The sequence below is a fragment of the Enterococcus sp. AZ179 genome (genome assembly GCF_050498885.1).
In the GTDB taxonomy this organism is placed as follows: Bacteria; Bacillota; Bacilli; order Lactobacillales; family Enterococcaceae; genus Enterococcus_D; species Enterococcus_D entomosocium.
Genome location: NZ_JBMHEO010000001.1, coordinates 1,069,364 through 1,090,000, shown reverse-complemented (window position 1 = coordinate 1,090,000; position 20,637 = coordinate 1,069,364). Strand labels below are relative to the sequence as shown.

Here is a 20,637-nt window from a genome sequence, read left to right as displayed (position 1 = left end):
TCCAAGCTGTTGTCGCGAGTTCGATTCTCGTCACCCGCTTTAGCTTTTATTTTTTGGGGCCTATAGCTCAGCTGGTTAGAGCGCACGCCTGATAAGCGTGAGGTCGATGGTTCGAGTCCATTTAGGCCCATCAAAATGTAGTCATACATTTGGGGAAGTACTCAAGTGGCTGAAGAGGCGCCCCTGCTAAGGGTGTAGGTCGGGAAACCGGCGCGAGGGTTCAAATCCCTCCTTCTCCGTTTTTTTATTGGTCCGTTGGTCAAGTGGTTAAGACACCGCCCTTTCACGGCGGTAACACGGGTTCGAATCCCGTACGGATCATTTGTTACTTTTGGAGGATTACCCAAGTCCGGCTGAAGGGAACGGTCTTGAAAACCGTCAGGCGGGTAAAACCGTGCAAGGGTTCGAATCCCTTATCCTCCTTAACTGTCTCTTTTGTTGCGAGCAAAAGAATCACAGTCCTTTAATTACTGAAAAGTAATTACTTATCGCGGGATGGAGCAGTCTGGTAGCTCGTCGGGCTCATAACCCGAAGGTCGTAGGTTCAAATCCTGCTCCCGCAATCGCTTTGTTTAACGGCAAAGCAGCAATACAAAGCTTCTGGTTTGGTAGTTCAGTTGGTTAGAATGCCTGCCTGTCACGCAGGAGGTCGCGGGTTCGAGTCCCGTCCAGACCGTTGTTTTTGGCTCGGTAGCTCAGTTGGTAGAGCAATGGATTGAAGCTCCATGTGTCGGCAGTTCGATTCTGTCCCGCGCCATAGGAATGCGGGTGTAGTTTAGTGGTAAAACTACAGCCTTCCAAGCTGTTGTCGCGAGTTCGATTCTCGTCACCCGCTTTGCATTTTTTATTTGGGGCCTATAGCTCAGCTGGTTAGAGCGCACGCCTGATAAGCGTGAGGTCGATGGTTCGAGTCCATTTAGGCCCATTACATTTTCAAACTGGTCCGTTGGTCAAGCGGTTAAGACACCGCCCTTTCACGGCGGTAACACGGGTTCGAATCCCGTACGGATCATGCAAACACTCTTGAGAGTGTTTTTTTATTACCCAAAAATGATCTTTTTTATCATTTTTCAACTACGAAGGGTCAAAATTTGTTATAATCAGTCCGTTGCAAGTTCCCGAAAGGATTCGCAGCTGCGAAGATGCCTTGTAACCGAAACATATATTAGGGGGAATACAAAAATGACAGAGAAACACTTATTTACATCAGAGTCCGTATCAGAAGGACACCCAGACAAAGTAGCCGACCAAATCAGTGATGCCATCTTAGATGCGTTGCTTGCCGAAGATCCAATGGCTCGGGTTGCTTGTGAAACGTCAGTTACCACCGGATTGGTTTTAGTTTTTGGAGAAATTTCTACTTCTGCTTACGTAGATATCCAAAAAGTCGTCCGTGAAACCATCAAAGAAATCGGCTATACACGAGCAAAATTCGGCTTTGACGGCGATACGGTTGCTGTTTTAGTAGCGATCGATGAGCAATCACCAGATATCGCTCAAGGCGTTGACGATGCTTTAGAAAGTCGCGGAGAAACGGATAAAGAAGATATCGGTGCCGGTGACCAAGGCTTGATGTTTGGTTTTGCCGTTGATGAAACACCTGAATTGATGCCTTTACCAATCGCATTGAGTCATCGGTTAGTCCGTCGTTTAGCAGAGTTGCGTAAAAACAATGAACTAAGCTACTTGCGTCCAGATGCAAAATCGCAAGTAACTGTTGAATATGATGATAACGATCAACCACAAAGAGTGGACACCGTCGTTATTAGTACCCAGCATGATGATGCGGCTGATAATGAAATGATCCACCGTGATGTCATTGAAAAAGTGATCAAAGAAGTGATTCCTGCCGATCTTTTAGACGAGCAGACAAAATATTATATTAATCCTACTGGTCGTTTTGTGATCGGCGGTCCTCAAGGGGATGCCGGTTTGACAGGCAGAAAAATCATCGTTGATACTTATGGCGGCTATGCTCGTCATGGTGGCGGTGCGTTTTCTGGAAAAGACGCAACCAAAGTTGACCGTTCAGCCAGCTATGCGGCTCGCTACATTGCCAAAAACATCGTAGCAGCAAAGCTAGCCAAAAAAGTGGAAGTCCAATTAGCCTATGCGATCGGTGTGGCACAACCCGTGTCGATCAGCATCAACACTTTTGGTACCGGAACCGTCAGCAACGAGCGCTTGATCCAAGCGGTACGAGAAAACTTTGATTTGCGACCAGCAGGAATTATTGAAATGTTAGATTTGCGCCGTCCGATTTATCGTCAGACTGCCGCTTACGGACATTTCGGTCGTACAGATATCGATTTGCCATGGGAACGCACCGACAAGGTGGCGGCACTTTTGGCAAGTGTGAAGGATTAAAAGAGGCGACCTCTATTGATGACTATCAATAGGGGTTCTTTTTTTTGGAGTAAAAGGAGGAGTTACATGCGAACCAATGTAAAATTAGTCACTATTGCGGTCTTTGTCGCAACGTTTATGACCGCGATCGAAGGAACGATCATTACGACAGCGATGCCTACCATCGTTAGTTCATTGAAAGGAATCGAGATCATGAACTGGGTCTTCTCGATCTATCTTTTGACCAGTGCGATGTTGACCCCGATTTACGGCAAGTTTGCCGATAATATCGGCCGCAAACCAGTCTTTCTATTTGGTACGCTGCTGTTTATTATCGGGTCGGCGTTTTGTGGGATGGCCAACACAATGTTGACGTTGATCATTGCCAGAGCATTGCAAGGATTAGGCGCAGGGGCCATGATGCCCGTTGCCCTAACGATCATTGCGGACCTGTATCCCGTTGAAAAGCGGGCGAAAGTCTTAGGGCTCAATAGCACTGCTTGGGGGATCGCCAGTGTCGTTGGTCCCTTAGCCGGTGGATTGATCGTAGATACGATCGGGTGGCATTGGATCTTCTTTATCAACGTGCCCATCGGATTAGGGTTGATCGCTTTGATTTGGTTTTATTTTCATGAAGAAAAAAAGGCCTTTGCTGCAGTCAACATTGATTATGCAGGCAGTCTCTTGTTGATGTTGACGTTAGTAGGGCTCCTGCTAGGCTTCCAATTGCTTGGAGATTATGGGGTAAGTCTGCCTGTTATCGGTCTGTTCGTTTTTTCTGTCCTCACGTTTATCGGCTTCATTCGTGTGGAGAAAAAAGCAGCAGATCCGATTATTGATCTGAAGCTGTTCCACTCAAAATTGTTTGTGGTGGTCAACATCGTAGCAGCTTTGGCTAGCGGCTTCCTGATGGGGATCGATGTTTATATCCCAATGTGGATGCAAGGGGTCTTAGGCATGAGTGCGGGGATTGGCGGCCTTGTGTTGGCACCGTTGTCGATTTTATGGATGATTGGTTCCTTCTTAGCCAGCCGTTGGTTGACACAGCACAGTGTCAGCTGGGTCTTGACGGTTAGCTTGTTGATCACGGCTACCGGTGCTTTGTGGTTGTTTTTGACACCGGCACAGACTTCATTCTGGTTGTTCTTGGTCATTTCTTCTATTACGGGCGTCGGATTAGGGGCAACGATGGTGGTTTGTACCGTTACTGCCCAAACCAGCGTTGCACCCACCCAAGTCGGCGTGGCGACTTCTTTTAATACCCTGCTGCGAACGATCGGGCAAACCATTATGGTGGCGGTCTTCGGTATCGTTTTAAACACCAGCAATAGCGTGGGCTTGGCACAGGCGCAAGTCACTGATAGCAGTGTCATGAATCAGCTGGTAGATCCAGCCGCCGCGCGTCAGCTGCCAACAGCCTTATTAGGGCAATTACGGGAGATTCTTTATAGCGGTCTACACTGGGTTTTTGGGATCGGTGTTTTGTTGATTGTTTTAGCGATTGGTTTGACCCGCACGATTTCGCGAGAATCTGGTACAATATAAAAAAAGGATCGCAGGTGATTGTATGGCTTTTTTACAAGCAAATATCTATTCAAATGTTCTTGAAATGGAGGTAATGATCGATGTGATCTTGCCTCAAAGTACCAAGAAAAAAATCGGCACCCAAAGCCAATCGACGGGCACAGATCTCCCGGTGCTTTATTTATTGCATGGGATGAACGGAAATCATAGTGTTTGGCAGCGACGGACGTCGATCGAGCGGTATGCCGCAGAGTATCAACTAGCGGTCATCATGCCGTCTACTGATCTGGGGTGGTATACCGATACGACCTATGAGATGAAGTATTGGACTTTTATCGCCGAAGAATTACCACAGATTTGCCATGAGCTGTTTCCTCAGCTGACGCAAAAACGAGAAAAAACTTTTGCGGCTGGGCTTTCGATGGGGGGATATGGGGCAGTAAAACTCGGGCTGAGAAAGCCTGACCAGTTTGCGGCGGTAGCGTCTTTGTCTGGGGCATTAGCGCTGGCTGAAAGCATGGATTCCTTGCTGCAGCTGCGAAGCCAAGCTTATTGGGAAGGAATTTTTGGACCATTAGAGCAATTCAAAGGGTCAGAAAATGATTTGATCCATCTGATTGAGACCATCGATCCAAGCACAGCGCCGCGCTTTTTTATTAGCTGCGGAACCGAGGATCAGCTGTATCCGGCAAGTGAATATGCGGTGGATAAGCTGCAAAAACGCAAACTAGCCGTAACGTTTGAATCGGGAACTGGGGATCATGATTGGAATTTTTGGGATCAATGGATCCAACGAGTCCTGCAATGGCTTTTTAGTGAATAAAAAAACCATCAGTCGATCGACACCTTAACGTGCCGAGGACTGATGGTTTTTTCGTTCGATACAAAATAAGATCGGCGGCTGGTTGCGCTGATTGATAAATTGATAGGAAAGGACATTATATTCCTCTTGCGGCAGCTGCTGACAAAAGGAGTGGACTTCTTTCAGCTCTGCTTCGCCGCCAGCGTGTCCATAATAGCAGACGAGGATGATTCTACCTTTCGGGACTAAACGTGTCAGTAAAGCTTCTAAAGCCGTTTTCGTTGTATCAGGCAGCGTGATGATCGCTTTGTCCCCTTTCGGCAAGTAGCCTAAATTGAAAATGGCGGCGTGAACTGGACCACTCACAACATCTGCCAACGTCTCATGGCCTTGATGGATCAGCTGAACTTGCGGCAACAGCTCTTTTTCAGTCAAACGTTTTTTGGTGGCTTGGAGGGCTTGTTCTTGAATATCAAAAGCAAACACCTGACCAGTCGGCCCAACTAAGGAAGCCAGTAATTCCGTGTCAAAGCCGTTGCCCATCGTGGCATCAACAGCGGTATGTCCCGGTTGCACAACTTCTTTTAAAAGGGTGTGGCTATAGCGCATGGCGGTCGGAAGCATTGACAAGCTCCTTTCGCACGTTGAATTTCCCTTGATAGGAGTTGCGGCGTAGCATTTCTTGATCGATCTCATTCAAGACTTCCCATTTTTTCAAACTCCACATTGGACCTACCAGAGAATCCCATGGTGCATCGCCTGTCAAGCGATGAATGATGATCTCTGGGGGGATCATTTCTAACTGATCGCAGATCAATGACACATAGGTATCGCGCCGCATCAATTGCAAACGTCCCTCATGATAATCCCGCAGCATCCGAGTATTGCGCATCAAATGCAGCAGGTGCAGTTTGATGCCTTGGATATCAGAATCTTGAATGGTGCGGCGGACGTTTTCTTGCATCATCTCGATCGTCTCGCCTGGCAGGCCATTGATCAAATGGGTACAGACACGAATATTGTGTTTGCGCAGGCTGGCGACGCCGTCTAAGTAGGTTTGATAATCATGGGCGCGGTTGATGGCATTGCTCGTGGTTTCAAACGTCGTTTGCAGTCCTAATTCGACCCATAAATAAAAGCGTTGATTGAGCTCTGCCAGATAGTCAACGACATCTGCTGGTAAGCAGTCTGGTCGGGTCCCAATGGAGATCCCGACAACACCAGGTAGTGTCAGTACTTGCTCGAAGCGCTCGCGGATCACTGCCACCGGTGCGTGGGTGTTCGTAAAATTTTGAAAATAGACAATGTATTTGTCCACTTGCGGCCACTTTTTGTGCATCATGGCGATCTCTTTTTCAAACTGCTCTGGTAACGGGGCTTCAGGTGCTACGATCATATCGCCAGAGCCGGACACACTGCAAAATGTACAGCCGCCTTTGGCAACGGTGCCGTCACGATTGGGGCAGTCGAAGCCCGCATCGATGGGAACTTTAAAGATTTTTTCGCCAAATTCTTGCCGCAAAGCAAAGTTCCATGAATGGTATCGTTTGTTTTTATCTTCTGCATAAGGAAATGGATTCATTTTTTTACCTTCTTTTATAATTGTTTACGCGTGAAGCGCCAGACAAAACGTTTTTGCAAGTAGTAAGGGTAGGTCAACAGTAGCCAAGACAGGCCGACACAAAAACCGCCTAACACATCACTGGGAAAATGCACGCCAACATAGATGCGGCTGATGCCGATACAACTGATCAATAGGCCTAGCAGAATACGGAGTCCCCATTGCCAAAAAGGCTGCTTGAAGAAAACTGGGACCAAGAAGAGCAATGTCCCATAAAAAACCATACTGCCTGTCGAGTGTCCGCTGGGGAAACTAAAACTTGATTCCGTGACTAAGTGTTCAAGGGTTGGTCGCTCCCGTAAAAAGACCAGTTTGATCAATGGATTAAAGAGCCCGGCAATCCCGATGGTGCCGATACTGAGCCATAGTGCTTCTGCATAATATTTATTGATCACTAAAACGGCTAAAACAGCAAGAAAGAGCAAGATGATCGTGGTAGGATTCGCAAATTTTGTGACCCATAGAAAAAACGGTGTCCAAAACGGATAGCCGGTGCGGATGATGCGAGTCAAGGTTTCGTCAAAGGAGACCAACCAAGTAGGATAAAATTTCACGAGATAGCCGAGAAAAACGAACAGCAGTAAAAAGCAGCTGCCGGCAAATTGAAAATAAAGTTTTTTATGCATGGAAAAGCCTCGTTTCTAGAGAATTTCTGTCCCTTCAAGCAAAGAGACATCTAGAAGGTATTATAGCATTTATCGCAAGACGGAAAAAGCAGGGAACCATTCAGGGAGCATCCCACTGCCAAGGAATATTTTTCGTTGGGTTAAATACAAACTCTTCATTTCAATAAATGTTCGTTTGATTACAAAGAGTTTACAGTTTCTGAAATCGGCTCAAATACCTTTTATAAATTCTTAAGAAATTGTATACTAAACCTACGTTCACTATAAGGAAAAAACGGAGGAATAACGGACATGAACACGAGTCAATCAAGAAAAGTACATCGTCAAGCAGACCAATCGGGCGATAAGTATCGAGTGATCAAAAAAAGTGCAGTTGTTTTAGGAACGACACTGACTGCTTGCTCTGTTGTAGCTCCATTGGTGTCATCGGTTCAAGCAGAAGCCGTAGAGACCTCGATCGCCCAAGTTTCTACTAGCAATTTTGCCGCGCCGAATACTTCCGCATTTATTGCCGAAATCGCTACTTACGCTCAGCCCGTGGCACAAGCCAACGATTTATATGCTTCTGTGATGATCGCACAAGCCATTTTAGAAAGTGGTTGGGGCCGAAGCAGTTTATCAAAAGCACCGAATTATAATCTATTCGGGATCAAAGGCAGCTACAACGGTCAAACCGTTTATATGAGTACTTTGGAGTACTTGAACAATCAATGGTTGACTATGAATGAACCCTTTAAGCGCTACCCATCATACACGCAATCATTCGAAGATAACGCACGTACTTTACGCTCAACCTCTTTACAAAGCGGCGTTTCATATTATTCTGGCGCTTGGAAGAGCAATACGACTTCATATCTTGATGCAACCGCATGGCTAGCAGGCCGCTATGCGACTGCACCCAATTATGCTTCTTCCCTGAATGCAGTGATCCAACAATTTGGTTTGACGCAATACGACACACCTGCTTCTGGCAATGCCGGTGGTGGTGCCACAGCTAGCGCATCAACCAATACTACGACTACAACGGCGGCTGTCAGCACGAGCGGCAGTCAAACCTATACAGTCGCTTCGGGCGACTCTGTATGGTCGATCGCTAACAAACATGGCATCTCCATGGACCAGTTGCGCAGCTTGAACAACATCAAAAATGATTTTGTTTATCCAGGGCAAACGTTGAAAGTCAACGGCAGCACCCAAAGCACTTCGGCAACTTCTACGGTATCGATCGTCAATCGTAATACTTCAGCAACTACATCAGGCAACACCTATACCGTAGTTTCTGGTGATTCAGTCTGGTCGATCGCCAATAAACATGGGATTTCAATGGATCAATTCCGCAGTTTGAACAATATCAAAAATGACTTTGTCTACCCAGGACAAAAAGTTGTCGTCAGCGGTGGTTCGTCTACGAATACCAGCAGTACCACGACAGTCAGCACTGCATCAACTGCTAGCCAAAGCAGTGGCGGTACCTATACAGTGGCAGCGGGTGATTCAGTCTGGTCGATCGCCAACAAACATGGGATCTCCATGGATCAATTTCGCAGTTTGAACAATATCAAAAATGATTTTGTCTACCCAGGACAAAAAGTTGTCGTCAGTGGTAGTTCCGCAACGAGTACAAGTACAACAACGAGCACGACCGTCAGCAGCCAAACCAGCAGCAGTGCTGCAGGCAACACCTATACGGTGGCAGCGGGTGATTCAGTCTGGTCAGTTGCCAATAAACACGGGATTTCGATGGACCAATTCCGCAACTGGAACAACATCAAAAATGATTTTATCTATCCAGGACAAAAGGTGGTCGTCAAGCAAGGCGGCACAACAGCTACTACCAGCACTTCAGCGACAAATGGAACTTACAAGGTCGCATCGGGTGATTCCGTTTGGGGGATCGCAGATAAGTTTGGCATCACGACGGATCAATTTATTCAATGGAACAATATTCAAAATAACTTTATTTACCCAGGACAAACAGTTAGGGTAAAATAGATTGCTATTCCTAATGATTTTTGTTAGGATAAGTGCAAAGAAACTTTCACGTTTGAGAAGGAATAGTAGAAGTACGGTGGGACTTTTAGAGAGTGCATGGTTGGTGGAAATGCACAGCACACCTTTCGAACTCGTCTTCGAGTGATATCTGACTGAACCTGATTTGGCTAGGCAGATACGGCGATGGCCGTTAAAACATCGAGGTCTGCTTTTTTGAGGAGCAGATAAACTTAGGTGGTACCACGTTGATAACGTCCTATAAAAATCATAGCGATTTTTATAGGACTTTTTTTAAGTTTTGCTGGTTGATTTGACGAGCAAAGCACCAATTTTTAGGAGGAGTCCATCGTGAATTACAATCACAAAGAAATCGAAAAAAAATGGCAAAAATATTGGGCAAAGAAAAATGAGTTCAACACCCATGATGAGCCGGACAAACCAAAATTTTATGCGCTAGATATGTTCCCATATCCATCCGGACAAGGATTACATGTCGGACATCCAGAAGGCTATACGGCTACGGATATCTTGAGCCGCTTCAAACGCAGCCAAGGGTACAATGTACTGCACCCAATGGGCTGGGATGCCTTTGGTCTGCCTGCCGAACAATATGCACTAGATACAGGAAATGATCCAGCGGAATTTACGAAGAAAAATATTGAGACCTTCCGCCGTCAAATCAATGCGCTAGGGTTCAGCTATGACTGGAATCGTGAAATCAATACGACAGATCCTGAATATTACAAGTGGACCCAATGGATCTTTACCAAGCTTTATGAAAAAGGGTTAGCTTATGAAGCCGAAGTTCCGGTAAATTGGGTACCAGAGCTTGGAACTGTGATCGCCAATGAAGAAGTCATTGACGGCAAGAGCGAACGGGGCGGCTATGATGTGATCCGCAAACCGATGCGCCAATGGATGCTAAAAATCACGGCATATGCTGATCGTTTGTTGGACGATTTAGAAGAAGTTGATTGGCCAGAAAGCATCAAAGAAATGCAACGCAATTGGATCGGACGTTCTGTCGGAGCCAACGTAACGTTTAAAGTGGCAGGGATGGAAAAAGACTTTACCGTCTTTACGACTCGCCCAGATACCTTGTTTGGTGCGACCTACGCTGTATTGGCACCAGAACATGAGCTAGTGGCTCAAATCACTACCCCAGAACAAAAAGCAGCCATTGATGCCTATGTAGAAGAAGCATCGAAAAAATCTGATTTGAACCGAACAGATTTGGCCAAAGAAAAAACCGGTGTCTTCACTGGTGCCTATGCCATCAATCCCGTGAATGGCAAAGAGATCCCGATTTGGATCGCCGATTACGTTTTGGCTTCTTATGGAACAGGTGCGATCATGGCGGTTCCTGCCCATGACGAACGTGACCACGAATTTGCCAAAACATTCGGTTTAGAGATCATTCCTGTATTGGCAGGGGGCAACGTGGAAGAATCTGCCTATACCGAAGATGGACTGCATATCAATTCAGACTTTTTGGATGGGCTAGACAAAGAGACCGCCATTGAAAAAATGGTCGCATGGTTGGAAGAAAACCATGTTGGGAAAAAAGAAGTCAGCTATCGTCTTCGCGATTGGTTGTTCTCTCGCCAACGGTATTGGGGTGAACCAATCCCAATCATCCATTGGGAAGATGGGACGACCACAGCGCTTGCTGAAGATCAGCTGCCATTGCGTTTGCCAAAAACCGACAATATCAAACCAAGCGGTACCGGGGAATCGCCATTAGCTAATGTCACGGATTGGGTCAATGTCACCGATCCAGAAACTGGGAAAAAAGGACGTCGCGAAACCAATACGATGCCACAATGGGCAGGAAGCTCATGGTATTTCTTACGCTTTATCGATCCTCATAATAAGTCTGTTTTGGCAGACTATGATAAATTGAAACGCTGGATGCCAGTCGATATTTATATCGGTGGGGCGGAACACGCTGTCTTGCATTTGCTTTATGCTCGCTTCTGGCATAAATTCTTGTATGATATCGGTGTCGTACCAACGAAAGAACCATTTGAAAAATTGTTCAACCAAGGGATGATCCTTGGGGAAAACAATGAAAAAATGTCGAAATCCCGCGGCAACGTCGTCAATCCAGATGATGTCATCAATCAATACGGTGCAGATACTTTGCGTCTATATGAAATGTTTATGGGACCATTGGATGCATCGATCGCCTGGAATGAGAATGGCCTTGAAGGCAGTCGCAAATTCTTGGATCGCGTGTGGCGCTTGATCGTCGATGAAAATGGCAAAATGCGCGACCGCATCACGACATTCAACGATGGAAAATTGTCGAAGGTGTATAACCAAACGGTTAAAAAAGTGACGGAAGATTATGAACAGCTGCATTTCAATACGGCGATTTCCCAATTGATGGTCTTCGTCAATGAAGCGTATAAAGCTGATGCCTTACCTTACGAGTATGTCGAAGGATTTGTGCAGCTATTGGCTCCAATCGCACCGCATATCGGTGAAGAGCTCTGGTCGATCCTCGGGAATGACCATGGGATCTCTTATGTGCCTTGGCCAACCTATGACGAAAGTGCCCTAGTGGAAGATGAGATCGAAGTCGTCTTTCAAGTCAACGGCAAAGTTCGTGCCAAAGCAATGGTTCCAGCAGACGCAGAAAAAGCAGTGCTTGAACAATTGGCCCAAGAAAACGAACTTGTCCAAGAACAGCTCCAAGGAAAAACGATCCGCAAAGTGATCGTCGTACCCAATAAATTGGTTAATATCGTTGCAAACTAAACGCTAAAAAAGTAGCTGCCTAACAGGACAATGGTCTGTTAGGCAGCTTTTTGGTAGCGACAAAGAAAAAAAGTGTTACTGAGTGGTTCTCAGCAACACTTTTTTGTTATTTTTTGCGAATGATCCCATAGAACAAAGCGGCTGTTGCGACCAATGGAATCAAGATCACTAGTAGAAAGCCGTTTGGATACGTAGCGCGAGTGAAAATTTCTGATGAAGCATCACTTCCGCCAAATAGATGATTGGAAATCATGAACTGAGCCATCATAGCAACGATTGCGACAAAACCAATTGCAGCACCAGTACCGACGAATAATTTTTTCTTTGCGTTGTTCATTACATTTGCCCCTTTTATAGTCTCTATGTATCATTATACAAAATTTGGATACGTGTTCAATCTGATTTTGTCAAATAATTGATTCGTAATACACTTGAAATGTTTCTGACATATTTAAGCGCTAAAAAAGCCAAATTTCCGCTTGTTAGCGATCATATTATTCGCTGATCCTCACAGACTCTCGTATAATAAAGAAAGAGAAAAGAAAGAGGGGACTTACATGGAGTATCAATCATTTGAAGGCCAAACGGCTTTTTTTGAAGATTATGCACGGATTGCCAAACCTGGCTATGAAGAAGAGGCAGTCACTGCCGATGTCTTGGAACAGTTGAATCAACAATTAACAGAAGAAGAGCTGTTTTACCGTTTAGCAGCCGAAGATGCCAAAGAAGGGCAAGTCTTTTTGTTTCCTTTCAGCAAGCGAATGTTTACCGAAGACCTTGACGCTGCCATTTCAACAGAATTCCGTTATGATGGCGCACCCTATGTCTATGAGACTTACGAAGATGAACAACCTTAATCACACAGGAAAAAAGGGCTCTTTGTCAATAAGGACTGATGAGTTGTGCAAAATCAAATCTGGGTCAGAATGAACCGCATTCTGGCTCAGATTTTTTGTTATCTTACATTGATTAATTGATTGATCAAAAAGATTCTAATTCTCATGTTCTCGAATGATTTAAATCCGTAGGATACTCGTTTCATTGTCTTTATGTGGGTATTCTTCGCTTCTATTTTTCCATTGGAATAAGGATAGATCATTGCGTTGGTGATGCCTTCTTCATAGGTCAGAAGGTTTTGAAGCTTCTCCCGAAAGCCGTCATCTAACGTTTCGGGAAGTTCTGCCAATATGCAGAAAAATAAGTCAGGGTCTTTGTCTCGAAAGGCTTCAACTAATTCATGAAAAAAGGGATACGCCTCCTTCAGGGGCGTAGAAAACTCAAGCAATCGATCAATCATCATTGCTTCAGTAAGAAATGGGTATTTTGGTGCTCGGAAACTTTTCCATGTTTTGTATTCATAATGGTTGATGTTTGCACGATTTTTTAGCAAAAAGCGCCAGTTCTTTTTCAGTTTTTCTGCCTGGCTTTTCTGTCCTACTTTACGAAGTTCATTCATTTCACGGATACGCAACTCATTGAACGCTTGATTCATGTGTTTGACAATATGAAACCGATCAATCACTATTTTCGCATTTGGCAGAACACGTTTGGTGAGCTGGAAGTAGGCAGCGTTCATGTCTGTAACCAAGAATTCTACTTCTTCTGGATTGGTACAACCTAAGAAATAGCTTGTTAATCGAGGTAATTTACGCGTAGGCAAAACATCTATTAATTTTCCTGTTTCGCCATCTGCGCAAATAAAGCTCATTTTATCTTCTATGGAAGCATGCGAACGAAATTCATCAACCATCAATACTCTGGGGAGAATCTTCTTAGATTGCTTTGGTAAATAGCTTTTAAACTCTTTCAATGTACGAATAACGGTGGTCAAAGATACCTGACAGCTTTTCGCAATAAAAGATAAAGATACTTTTTCAGTCAGTAAAGAAGCAATTTTATATCTAACATGATTTGCGATTGAATGTCTGGGTTGGACAAAATAACTTTGAGCAGTCCAATGGGTTCGGCAGTTTTTACAGGTATAGCGCTGTTTTTTTAGGCGCATAACCAAAGGCATATGATTGTATTGTTCAAAACGGACAATCGTTTCCTTCTTCCCATTTTTCACTATAATTGCTTTCCCGTTTCCATCTACCACAGTAGAACCACAACTTCTACAAGCACGAGGAGCAGGCGAGAGAACAGCATCGACGACCAACGTCTTTTTCTTCTGAAGGGTCTCGTAAGAGACCTCTATAATCATCAAATCTTTCTCTATTATTCTCAGCATTTTTTTGATAGAATCATTCATATAGCATATCGTCCTCTCAGTTGTTTATTTTGTGGTGATTTAATCATACTAGAGAACGATATGTTTTTTAATACCTAAAATGAAAATGGGACTGAAGAATCAATTCTGATTCATCAGTCCCATAAATTATAGAGCCGAAAAAAGCTTTCAGATGATTTAATGGATCATCTGAAAGCTTTTTTTGTTGAGACAACTTGTTGCTATTGGTGCTTGGCTTGCTGCTGCGCTAAGGTCAAGTCACCGATGTAAGGGACTTTTTTTCCAGCGACTTTCAAGTATTGTTCGGCGCCTTTGCCCGCAATAATCACGATATCACGACCGTCTGCTTCAGCGATCGCCAATTTGACGGCTTGAGCCCGATCCATCTCATGAATGATGGCAACTTCAGGATTGGTGATAGCATCTGCAATTTCTTTTGCGATCGCAGCTGCTTCTTCAAAATCAGGATCATCGCTGGTCAGGTAGACTTTGTCCGCATATTCTCCTAGCGCTCGTCCCATATCTGCTCGGCGAGATTGGGCTTTTCCGCCAGCACTGCCAGTGACAAAAAGCAGGCGGCCATCTGGTCGTAATTGACGGGCAAGTTCACTTAATGATTGGAAGCTCAGGTAATTGTGGGCATAGTCAACGATCATGACGGCGCCATTTTCTTTTTCTAAAACGATCATTCGTCCAGGGATGATCACTGTCGGCAGGACTTTCTGAGCGTCCTCACGAGAGGCACCCGCTAAGCAGGCAGCCAAAATCGCCGCTGCGGCGTTCTCATGGTTGAAAGAACCTAAGATCCCCAGTTGATATTCACCAGAGACTTGCAAGACATCAGAAGCAGCTGTCAGGGCGAAACTCTTTAGGTCCATTCCTTCTTGAACGACATAATCGGCATCTGAACGTCCGTAGGTGATATAAGGAACTTGATGGACTTCACAAGTTTCTCGCAGCAAGTGGTAGTGATCGCTTTGACGATTTAAAATCATTTGTTTGCTGTTGCGAATCAGTTCCCGTTTGCAGTAAAGATAATCATCATAAGTTGGATGTTCCACCGGTCCAATGTGATCAGGCGAAATATTCAAGAACGCGCCAATATCAAAGGTAATGCCGGCGACCCGTTTGGTTTTATACGCTTGAGAAGAAACTTCCATTACAAGATGGGTCATGCCGTTTGCAACAGCCTCAGCCATCATTTTATAAAGATCCAGTGTTTCGGGAGTCGTCAACACTGCTTTATTAAAGGTTTTTCCATCGACTGAGTTTTCCTCAGATGAAAAGAATGCTACTTTTTGACCCGTCGATTCTGCTAAAATCGCCCGAGCAAAATAGGCGCAGCTGGTTTTGCCTTTGGTGCCAGTGATGCCGATGGTCACCAGCTGTTCTTGCGGGTTGCCATAAAACGCTTGAGCGATCACTGCCATCGTTTCTCGAATGTCCGTAACAATGATCCCGTAGGTTGCGAAGTTGTCATAAGGTGTTTCTGAAATGTAGCACTGAATGCCTTGATCAATGGCGGCGGCTAGATAGCTTTCTTTAAAAGAAGCCCCTTTACAGAAAAAAAGCGTTGCCGCATCGGCCGTTCGCGAGTCGTAACTTAAGGAGGTAAAGGCAATATCAGTCATTTCTTGCGGCACGGTATAAACCCAATCAGTGGGGGTGATGATTTCTTTTAATAGGTTTTCCTGCAATAAGAGTTTGCGGATCTGTGGCACGGTAATGAGTTCCTTTTGCATCGTTGTTCTCCTTCATTCCTCTAAAGATTTCTCTTATTATAGCATAACTCCTAAAAACCGCCGTTTAGGAGGGAAAAGTTTTCTTTTTTTTCTTCTTATTTTGAAGAAACTTTAAGATGTTGCAAAAATAGATTGCGACCAACTCTTTTTCGAATTAAAATGGAAGGGATATGTTTGTAGAAAGTTGGAGATAATGGCGATGGATAATCACATGCGTTCAGTGTCAAAAGAATTAACTACACAAGAAAAAATGGCTCAAGGATCTGCTTGGATGACAATGGGCAATATCGGTTCACGTTTGCTTGGCGCCATTTACATTTTACCTTGGTATTATTGGATGGGGGCAAATGCCGATAAAGCAAATGCGTTATTTGGGATGGGCTATAATGTTTACGCCTTATTTTTAATGATCTCAACTGCTGGGATCCCATCGGCAATTGCCAAGCAGATTTCTTTTTATAATTCTCGCCAAGAATACCGCACCAGCCAGAAGCTCTTTTTAAGGGCCTTCCAATTGATGGCAGGCTTTGGCGTGGTGACCGCCGGAATCATGTATTTGGCAGCCCCATGGTTGGCAACGGCTTCAGGTGGCGGGGAAGAATTGATTCCTGCAATGCGCTCATTGAGCATTGCACTATTGGTCTTTCCTTGTATGAGTGTTATGCGAGGATACTTCCAAGGAAACCAAGACATGAAACCTTTTGCGATCTCGCAAGTTGTCGAACAAATCGCCCGCGTCTGCTATATGCTTTTGGCGACCTTCATCATTATGCGGGTTATCGAAGGCGAATACACGGCGGCTGTGACGCAATCGACCTTTGCCGCCTTTATCGGTGTCTTAGCCAGTATTTTGGTTTTAGGCTATTACTTCCAAAAGCAACGGGTGCGGATGGACGTCTTAGTCGATATGAGCAAAGAAGAAACCGTGTTGCAAACCAAAGAATTGGTTTTAGCGACCATCAAAGAAGCGATCCCTTTTATTATCGTTGGTTCTGGGATCACGATTTTAAAATTGGTGGATCAATACACCTTTGTGCGGATCATGAGTAGTTTTACTGAATTTTCAAATGATCAGCTCTTAGAATTAATGGCGATTTTCGGTAGCAACCCTGATAAGTTGACGATGGTGGTTATCGGATTAGCTACTTCCATGGCTTCAACAGGCTTGCCTTTGATCAGTGAAGCAGTCGCCAAAAAAGACAAAAAGAACTTAGCTAAATTGATCAGCAACAACTTACAATTGTATTCCTTTGTAATGTTCCCAGCGACCTTCGGGATGATCGTGCTGTCTTATCCCTTATACACCTTGTTTTATCGTCCAGATGCGTTAGGAGCGAGCGTTTTAGTCGCTGCCTGTCTGTCTGGTCTGGTCTTGGGCTTGTTTATGCTTAGTTCTAGTATGCTGCAAGGAATGTACCACAACAAAGAAGCCGTTGTTTTCTTCTTTGTAGGATTGCTGGTGAAGTTGATCCTGCAGTATCCAGCGATTCGGTTGTTCCAAGTTTATGGCCCATTAGTTTCCACGACGATTGCTTTAGGGATCGTCTGCTGGCTGAACATTCGCAAGATGATTCGCAAAGGCCATTTCAATGTAAACTTAACGTTGCGACGGACGTTATTGATTGGCGCGATGACGATCATTATGGTGATCGCAGCGTTGATCGCCCGCCAACTCTTTGGTCTCATCTTTAGCTCGGAAAGAAAAGTCCAAGCCTTTATCTTGAGCTTGCTAGTAGCAGGAGTCGGTGGCAGTGTGTACATCTACATTGCGCTGAAATTGCGTTTAGCTGAAAAACTACTCGGCTCATCAATGGTTCGTTTACGCCAGAAATTACACATCAAATAAAACTAGAAGCAGCCGCTGAGCCTCCTTTGCGAGACCTTGGCGGCTGTTTTATATGAAAGGAAGAAACCGATGCGTTTAGACAAGTTTTTAGCGGATATGGGCTATGGCTCCCGCAAAGAAGTGAAACAGTTGATCAAAAAAGGTCTCGTGACCGTCAATGGACAAGTCATCAAGAGTGACAAAGCGCAAGTACTAGAAACACAAGATACCGTTTGTTTTGAGGGGGAACCCATCGTCTATCAAAGCCAGTTTTATTATTTGCTGAATAAACCCGCTGGAGTGATTTCGGCAACCGTCGATTCCTATGAAGAGACGGTCTTAGATTTGTTTTCTGAAGAAGCGTTTCGCGAAGATTTGTTTCCAGTAGGACGGTTGGATAAAGACACCGAAGGCTTTTTGCTGATTACGAACGATGGCGGATTGGCGCATCAATTATTGTCGCCTAAGAAGCATGTGGAAAAAGAATATTATGCCCAAGTCGAGGGAATCATGACAGCGGAGGATCAAAAAAACTTTGCCAAAGGCATCAAATTAGACGGCGAGTGGACCTTGCCGGCTGAACTGCAGATCCTCAACGTCGATGAAGACGAAACGCGCAGCGAAATCAAACTGATCCTCCATGAAGGCAAGTTTCATCAAGTCAAACGGATGGTCCATGCAGTAGGAAAAGAAGTCGTTTATTTGAAACGGATTCGCATGGGAGGCCTGTCCCTGCCAGATGATTTGGCATTAGGCGAGTATCGGGAATTGACTCCTGAGGAATTGGCGAAGCTGCAAGAGCGAGGATAAGACGATCGGCGAGCTAAAGAAATTCTTATGAAAGTTGTTATTCGGCTGCAATATTTGTAAAAAAAGCCCGTTTTATAGGTGATTTACATGAAAGTTTGCAACAATAGACTTTAAACTGTTGGAAAAACCCTCTTTTTTTTCATGAATAAGCATGTTAAAGTAGCCAAGCTACTAAAAAAAGAAGGAGTTACCTCATTGAAGAAAAAGATTTTTTTATTGCTCGCCCTTACGTTGCCTCTTTTCCAGCCAGCTATCAGTTATGCTGCTGAAACCAAGAGCAGCGAGGAACTGACGGTTTTGACCACAGAACTAGCCTCTTATGAAGACGAAGTCACCACCAGCCAACAGAAAGTCACAGCGTTGGAAAGTCAATTAGCGGATTATCAGGAAGAATTAAGCCAATTGGCAGAAGAAAGCAAGGAAGTTCAAACGCAGATCACTGCACTGAATGATCAAAAAGCCCAGCACCAAGGAAGCCAAGCGCAAAGCAGTCTGGTAGTCGATGGACCGCAAGCCACGATCCAGCAACTACGCAAGTTTAGTGAACAACAAGCGGCTTTACGGGAAGTGAACCAACAATTGGCGGAAAAAGAAGCCGAACAACAACGAATCACTTCGTACCAAACCTTGACGCAAGCCCAATTAGTACATAGCGAAGAACAATTAGCAACAGCCAAAAAAGAATTGCAGTCCCAACAAGAGCAGCTGCAGCAGACGCAAGCCCAAGTGCAAGACCTACAAGAAAAAGTGGAGCAAGAAGCAAAAGCAGCTGAAGAAGCGAAACAAAAAGCCAAAGAAGCAGCGGAGAAAGCGGCAGCCAGTGAATTTTCACTGCCAATCACTGGCTCCGTGTCGATCTCCAGCGGTTTTGGTACTCGAGCAGACCCGACTGGTTTTTCAGGGACGCAGCATGACGGGATCGACTTCACAGGTCAAGCGGGGGAGAAGATCGTCGCCGCTCGTGATGGACAGGTAGAAGATGCTGGCTATGGCCCAAGCACTGGAAATTACGTGATTTTGGCTCACGATAATGGCTTTTACTCGTATTATTTTCATTTAACAGCTGTCAGTGTCTCAAAGGGGGCGACCGTTGCAGTCGGCGACCAAGTCGGTACGATGGGGACGACTGGAAATTCGACAGGCGTCCATCTGCACTTTGGACTGAGTAAGACGTTGTGGTCAGATTTCGTTGATCCAGCAGCTTACTTACCGCTATAAACCAAAATACCAAGTAGAAGCATGGAGAAAATCATCTGAAACCAAAAAGCATGACTGACAAGAGGGATTCCTCAAGTCGTCATGCTTTTTGGTTGCTTACCACAAGCCCGGTTGAGCGATGATCACTAACTGTTCTTTGGTAAAAGGATGCTCTAGATGCAATTCGTAGCCATGCAGCAGCAAACGTGGCGCTGGTTTGTTTTGGTAAAGCGGGTCGCCAACGACTGGATGACCGATGCTGGCAAGGTGGACGCGAATTTGGTGGGTCCTACCAGTTTCTAACACACAATACACATTGGTTGTCTTTTGTTGGGCGTGGGCGATGGTTACATGGGTGACGGCTGACTGACCGTTGCGGGAGTCAATGATCCGCTTGCGACGATCGTGACGGTCACGACCGATTTTTTTGGCGATCGTTTGATCTTGCGTAAGTTTCCCCAAAACAGTGGCTTGATAGCGACGGAAAATCTGTTTGTTTTCCAGCATTCGGCCCAAGATCGGCAACACCAAAGGATTTTTTGCAAATAAAACCACACCGCTGGTTTCTTTGTCTAAACGATGGACCACATAAGGCTGCTGCTGTTTCGGCGCAAGGTAAGCAGCTGCATCATTCAACAGAGTATCGGCTTCTAATGGCTGATTTGGGTGCGTCTTGACCCCGGCAGGCTTGTTCAGCACCAATAAGTGTTCATCTTCAAAAAGTACGTCGACTTTGTCCGCTTGGCCTAACTGGATCGGCTGGTAGCTGTAATCACTGTCTTCAATGATCAAAGTGATTTGATCGCCGCCACGAACTTCTTGATGAAACATCGCGGGCTGCTGATTGACGGCCACATTTTTCCGTGTGCGCAGAAAATGGCGCACTTTTCGTGGAACGAGCCACTCCTGTTCCAACAAATCGCGAAGCGGCATGGGCGGGTGATTTTCGGGTAAAGTCATGGTGTATTCCATAATAACGTCCTTTCTTTGCTATTCGCTACCGACTATTATAGCATCTTTAAGCTTTTCTTATAAAAAAAACAATAAAAAACAGAGTATTCAATGCTAGAATAATAAAGCATTCTTTTCGAATGAAATTACGTCTAGAGCCGTATAACAAAGAAAGTCATTTATGCTACACTTAACCAAAGGAGCGTGA

At 45.0% G+C, this 20,637-nt stretch carries 16 protein-coding genes, 11 tRNA genes, 1 riboswitch and 1 other annotated feature (1 of these 29 running past the window's edge); of the genes, 20 read left to right on the top strand and 7 right to left on the bottom strand.

Features of this window, described 5'->3' with window-relative positions; genetic code table 11:
• From IGI88_RS05200 to IGI88_RS05135, 14 genes are all read left to right on the top strand, one after another.
• Window positions 1–39: transfer RNA gene (locus IGI88_RS05200), tRNA-Gly, on the top strand (it extends 32 nt beyond the left edge of the window).
• Window positions 40–56: 17 nt separating this feature from the next.
• Window positions 57–130 (top strand) — tRNA-Ile (locus tag IGI88_RS05195).
• Between the two features lie 21 nt (window positions 131–151).
• Window positions 152–239, top strand: a tRNA-Ser gene (locus tag IGI88_RS05190).
• A 10-nt stretch (window positions 240–249) separates the two neighbouring features.
• Window positions 250–321: transfer RNA gene (locus IGI88_RS05185), tRNA-Glu, on the top strand.
• Window positions 322–333: 12 nt separating this feature from the next.
• A tRNA-Ser gene (locus IGI88_RS05180) sits at window positions 334–423 on the top strand.
• 66 nt (window positions 424–489) lie between these two features.
• Window positions 490–563: transfer RNA gene (locus tag IGI88_RS05175), tRNA-Met, on the top strand.
• A 39-nt stretch (window positions 564–602) separates the two neighbouring features.
• Window positions 603–676, top strand: a tRNA-Asp gene (locus IGI88_RS05170).
• Between the two features lie 8 nt (window positions 677–684).
• Window positions 685–757, top strand: a tRNA-Phe gene (locus IGI88_RS05165).
• A gap of 7 nt (window positions 758–764) precedes the next feature.
• Window positions 765–835, top strand: a tRNA-Gly gene (locus tag IGI88_RS05160).
• A 16-nt stretch (window positions 836–851) separates the two neighbouring features.
• Window positions 852–925, top strand: a tRNA-Ile gene (locus tag IGI88_RS05155).
• Window positions 926–940: 15 nt separating this feature from the next.
• A tRNA-Glu gene (locus IGI88_RS05150) sits at window positions 941–1,012 on the top strand.
• 91 nt (window positions 1,013–1,103) lie between these two features.
• Window positions 1,104–1,185: riboswitch (SMK box riboswitch) on the top strand.
• Window positions 1,183–2,367, top strand: coding sequence for a methionine adenosyltransferase (metK, locus tag IGI88_RS05145; RefSeq protein ID WP_060792588.1), 1,185 nt, complete (start codon window positions 1,183–1,185; stop codon window positions 2,365–2,367). Its footprint overlaps the riboswitch before it by 3 nt.
• A 66-nt stretch (window positions 2,368–2,433) precedes the next feature.
• On the top strand, window positions 2,434–3,891 hold the full coding sequence (locus IGI88_RS05140; protein WP_086298745.1) for an MDR family MFS transporter: 1,458 nt from the start codon (window positions 2,434–2,436) through the stop codon (window positions 3,889–3,891).
• Window positions 3,892–3,913: 22 nt separating this feature from the next.
• Window positions 3,914–4,693, top strand: a complete 780-nt coding sequence (locus IGI88_RS05135) for an alpha/beta hydrolase (protein ID WP_005227672.1) — start codon at window positions 3,914–3,916, stop codon at window positions 4,691–4,693.
• Between the two features lie 24 nt (window positions 4,694–4,717).
• On the opposite strand, the gene IGI88_RS05130 is transcribed toward IGI88_RS05135, so the two are convergent.
• Genes IGI88_RS05130 through IGI88_RS05120 form a run of 3 tightly spaced genes read right to left on the bottom strand, consistent with a single transcriptional unit; the run spans window position 4,718 to window position 6,919 of the window.
• Complete coding sequence (locus IGI88_RS05130) at window positions 4,718–5,296, bottom strand: tRNA (mnm(5)s(2)U34)-methyltransferase (RefSeq protein ID WP_005233365.1); 579 nt, start codon at window positions 5,294–5,296, stop codon at window positions 4,718–4,720.
• Window positions 5,271–6,254: a TIGR01212 family radical SAM protein gene (locus tag IGI88_RS05125; protein WP_016613000.1), complete on the bottom strand. Its 984-nt coding sequence runs from the start codon at window positions 6,252–6,254 to the stop codon at window positions 5,271–5,273. Before IGI88_RS05125 ends, IGI88_RS05130 begins: the two co-directional genes overlap by 26 nt.
• A 14-nt stretch (window positions 6,255–6,268) precedes the next feature.
• Window positions 6,269–6,919 carry a phosphatase PAP2 family protein gene (locus IGI88_RS05120; RefSeq protein ID WP_008382009.1) on the bottom strand — a complete coding sequence of 217 codons (651 nt, stop codon included), beginning with the start codon at window positions 6,917–6,919 and terminating at the stop codon, window positions 6,269–6,271.
• Window positions 6,920–7,210: 291 nt separating this feature from the next.
• Between IGI88_RS05120 and IGI88_RS05115 the strand changes: the two genes are divergently transcribed.
• Together IGI88_RS05115 and leuS are read left to right on the top strand one after the other, a co-directional pair.
• Window positions 7,211–8,911, top strand: a complete 1,701-nt coding sequence (locus tag IGI88_RS05115; protein WP_005233372.1) for a muramidase family protein — start codon at window positions 7,211–7,213, stop codon at window positions 8,909–8,911.
• 42 nt (window positions 8,912–8,953) lie between these two features.
• Window positions 8,954–9,173, top strand: a binding site (T-box leader).
• A gap of 86 nt (window positions 9,174–9,259) precedes the next feature.
• Window positions 9,260–11,674: a leucine--tRNA ligase gene (leuS, locus tag IGI88_RS05110; RefSeq protein ID WP_016620000.1), complete on the top strand. Its 2,415-nt coding sequence runs from the start codon at window positions 9,260–9,262 to the stop codon at window positions 11,672–11,674.
• 106 nt (window positions 11,675–11,780) lie between these two features.
• On the opposite strand, the gene IGI88_RS05105 is transcribed toward leuS, so the two are convergent.
• The gene (locus IGI88_RS05105) at window positions 11,781–12,011 is read right to left on the bottom strand and encodes a hypothetical protein (RefSeq protein ID WP_005233376.1); all 231 of its coding nucleotides are present in this window, start codon (window positions 12,009–12,011) and stop codon (window positions 11,781–11,783) included.
• 220 nt (window positions 12,012–12,231) lie between these two features.
• Here IGI88_RS05105 and IGI88_RS05100 point away from each other — a divergent pair, with 220 nt between their 5' ends.
• Window positions 12,232–12,531, top strand: coding sequence for a DUF5960 family protein (locus tag IGI88_RS05100; RefSeq protein WP_008382014.1), 300 nt, complete (start codon window positions 12,232–12,234; stop codon window positions 12,529–12,531).
• 98 nt (window positions 12,532–12,629) lie between these two features.
• Here IGI88_RS05100 and IGI88_RS05095 read toward each other — a convergent pair whose 3' ends face one another.
• Window positions 12,630–13,925 (bottom strand): ISL3 family transposase, encoded by a 1,296-nt coding sequence (locus IGI88_RS05095; RefSeq protein WP_086298954.1) that lies wholly within the window; start codon window positions 13,923–13,925, stop codon window positions 12,630–12,632.
• Between the two features lie 200 nt (window positions 13,926–14,125).
• Window positions 14,126–15,646, bottom strand: a complete 1,521-nt coding sequence (gene murE, locus IGI88_RS05090) for a UDP-N-acetylmuramyl-tripeptide synthetase (protein ID WP_101699436.1) — start codon at window positions 15,644–15,646, stop codon at window positions 14,126–14,128.
• 199 nt (window positions 15,647–15,845) lie between these two features.
• On the opposite strand from murE, the gene IGI88_RS05085 reads away from it, so the two are divergent.
• From IGI88_RS05085 to IGI88_RS05075, 3 genes are all read left to right on the top strand, one after another.
• Window positions 15,846–17,492 carry a putative polysaccharide biosynthesis protein gene (locus IGI88_RS05085; protein WP_008382016.1) on the top strand — a complete coding sequence of 549 codons (1,647 nt, stop codon included), beginning with the start codon at window positions 15,846–15,848 and terminating at the stop codon, window positions 17,490–17,492.
• A 69-nt stretch (window positions 17,493–17,561) separates the two neighbouring features.
• Window positions 17,562–18,281: a pseudouridine synthase gene (locus tag IGI88_RS05080; protein ID WP_101699435.1), complete on the top strand. Its 720-nt coding sequence runs from the start codon at window positions 17,562–17,564 to the stop codon at window positions 18,279–18,281.
• A 141-nt stretch (window positions 18,282–18,422) separates the two neighbouring features.
• The gene (locus IGI88_RS05075; protein WP_016620004.1) at window positions 18,423–19,499 is read left to right on the top strand and encodes a M23 family metallopeptidase; all 1,077 of its coding nucleotides are present in this window, start codon (window positions 18,423–18,425) and stop codon (window positions 19,497–19,499) included.
• Between the two features lie 96 nt (window positions 19,500–19,595).
• Here the strand turns inward: IGI88_RS05075 and IGI88_RS05070 are convergent, their stop codons facing one another.
• Entirely contained in the window at window positions 19,596–20,450 is an 855-nt protein-coding gene (locus tag IGI88_RS05070; protein WP_016620005.1) for an RluA family pseudouridine synthase, read from the bottom strand.
• Between the last annotated feature and the right edge of the window lie 187 nt (window positions 20,451–20,637).

Bases quoted from the DNA above. Each gene is read 5' to 3' on its own strand.
- metK (WP_060792588.1), top strand. From the start codon at position 1,183: ATGACAGAGAAACACTTATTTACATCAGAGTCCGTATCAGAAGGACAC.
- IGI88_RS05140 (WP_086298745.1), top strand. From the start codon at position 2,434: ATGCGAACCAATGTAAAATTAGTCACTATTGCGGTCTTTGTCGCAACG.
- IGI88_RS05135 (WP_005227672.1), top strand. From the start codon at position 3,914: ATGGCTTTTTTACAAGCAAATATCTATTCAAATGTTCTTGAAATGGAG.
- IGI88_RS05130 (WP_005233365.1), bottom strand. From the start codon at position 5,296: ATGCTTCCGACCGCCATGCGCTATAGCCACACCCTTTTAAAAGAAGTT.
- IGI88_RS05125 (WP_016613000.1), bottom strand. From the start codon at position 6,254: ATGAATCCATTTCCTTATGCAGAAGATAAAAACAAACGATACCATTCA.
- IGI88_RS05120 (WP_008382009.1), bottom strand. From the start codon at position 6,919: ATGCATAAAAAACTTTATTTTCAATTTGCCGGCAGCTGCTTTTTACTG.
- IGI88_RS05115 (WP_005233372.1), top strand. From the start codon at position 7,211: ATGAACACGAGTCAATCAAGAAAAGTACATCGTCAAGCAGACCAATCG.
- IGI88_RS05105 (WP_005233376.1), bottom strand. From the start codon at position 12,011: ATGAACAACGCAAAGAAAAAATTATTCGTCGGTACTGGTGCTGCAATT.
- IGI88_RS05100 (WP_008382014.1), top strand. From the start codon at position 12,232: ATGGAGTATCAATCATTTGAAGGCCAAACGGCTTTTTTTGAAGATTAT.
- IGI88_RS05095 (WP_086298954.1), bottom strand. From the start codon at position 13,925: ATGAATGATTCTATCAAAAAAATGCTGAGAATAATAGAGAAAGATTTG.
- murE (WP_101699436.1), bottom strand. From the start codon at position 15,646: ATGCAAAAGGAACTCATTACCGTGCCACAGATCCGCAAACTCTTATTG.
- IGI88_RS05085 (WP_008382016.1), top strand. From the start codon at position 15,846: ATGGATAATCACATGCGTTCAGTGTCAAAAGAATTAACTACACAAGAA.
- IGI88_RS05080 (WP_101699435.1), top strand. From the start codon at position 17,562: ATGCGTTTAGACAAGTTTTTAGCGGATATGGGCTATGGCTCCCGCAAA.
- IGI88_RS05075 (WP_016620004.1), top strand. From the start codon at position 18,423: ATGAATAAGCATGTTAAAGTAGCCAAGCTACTAAAAAAAGAAGGAGTT.
- IGI88_RS05070 (WP_016620005.1), bottom strand. From the start codon at position 20,450: ATGGAATACACCATGACTTTACCCGAAAATCACCCGCCCATGCCGCTT.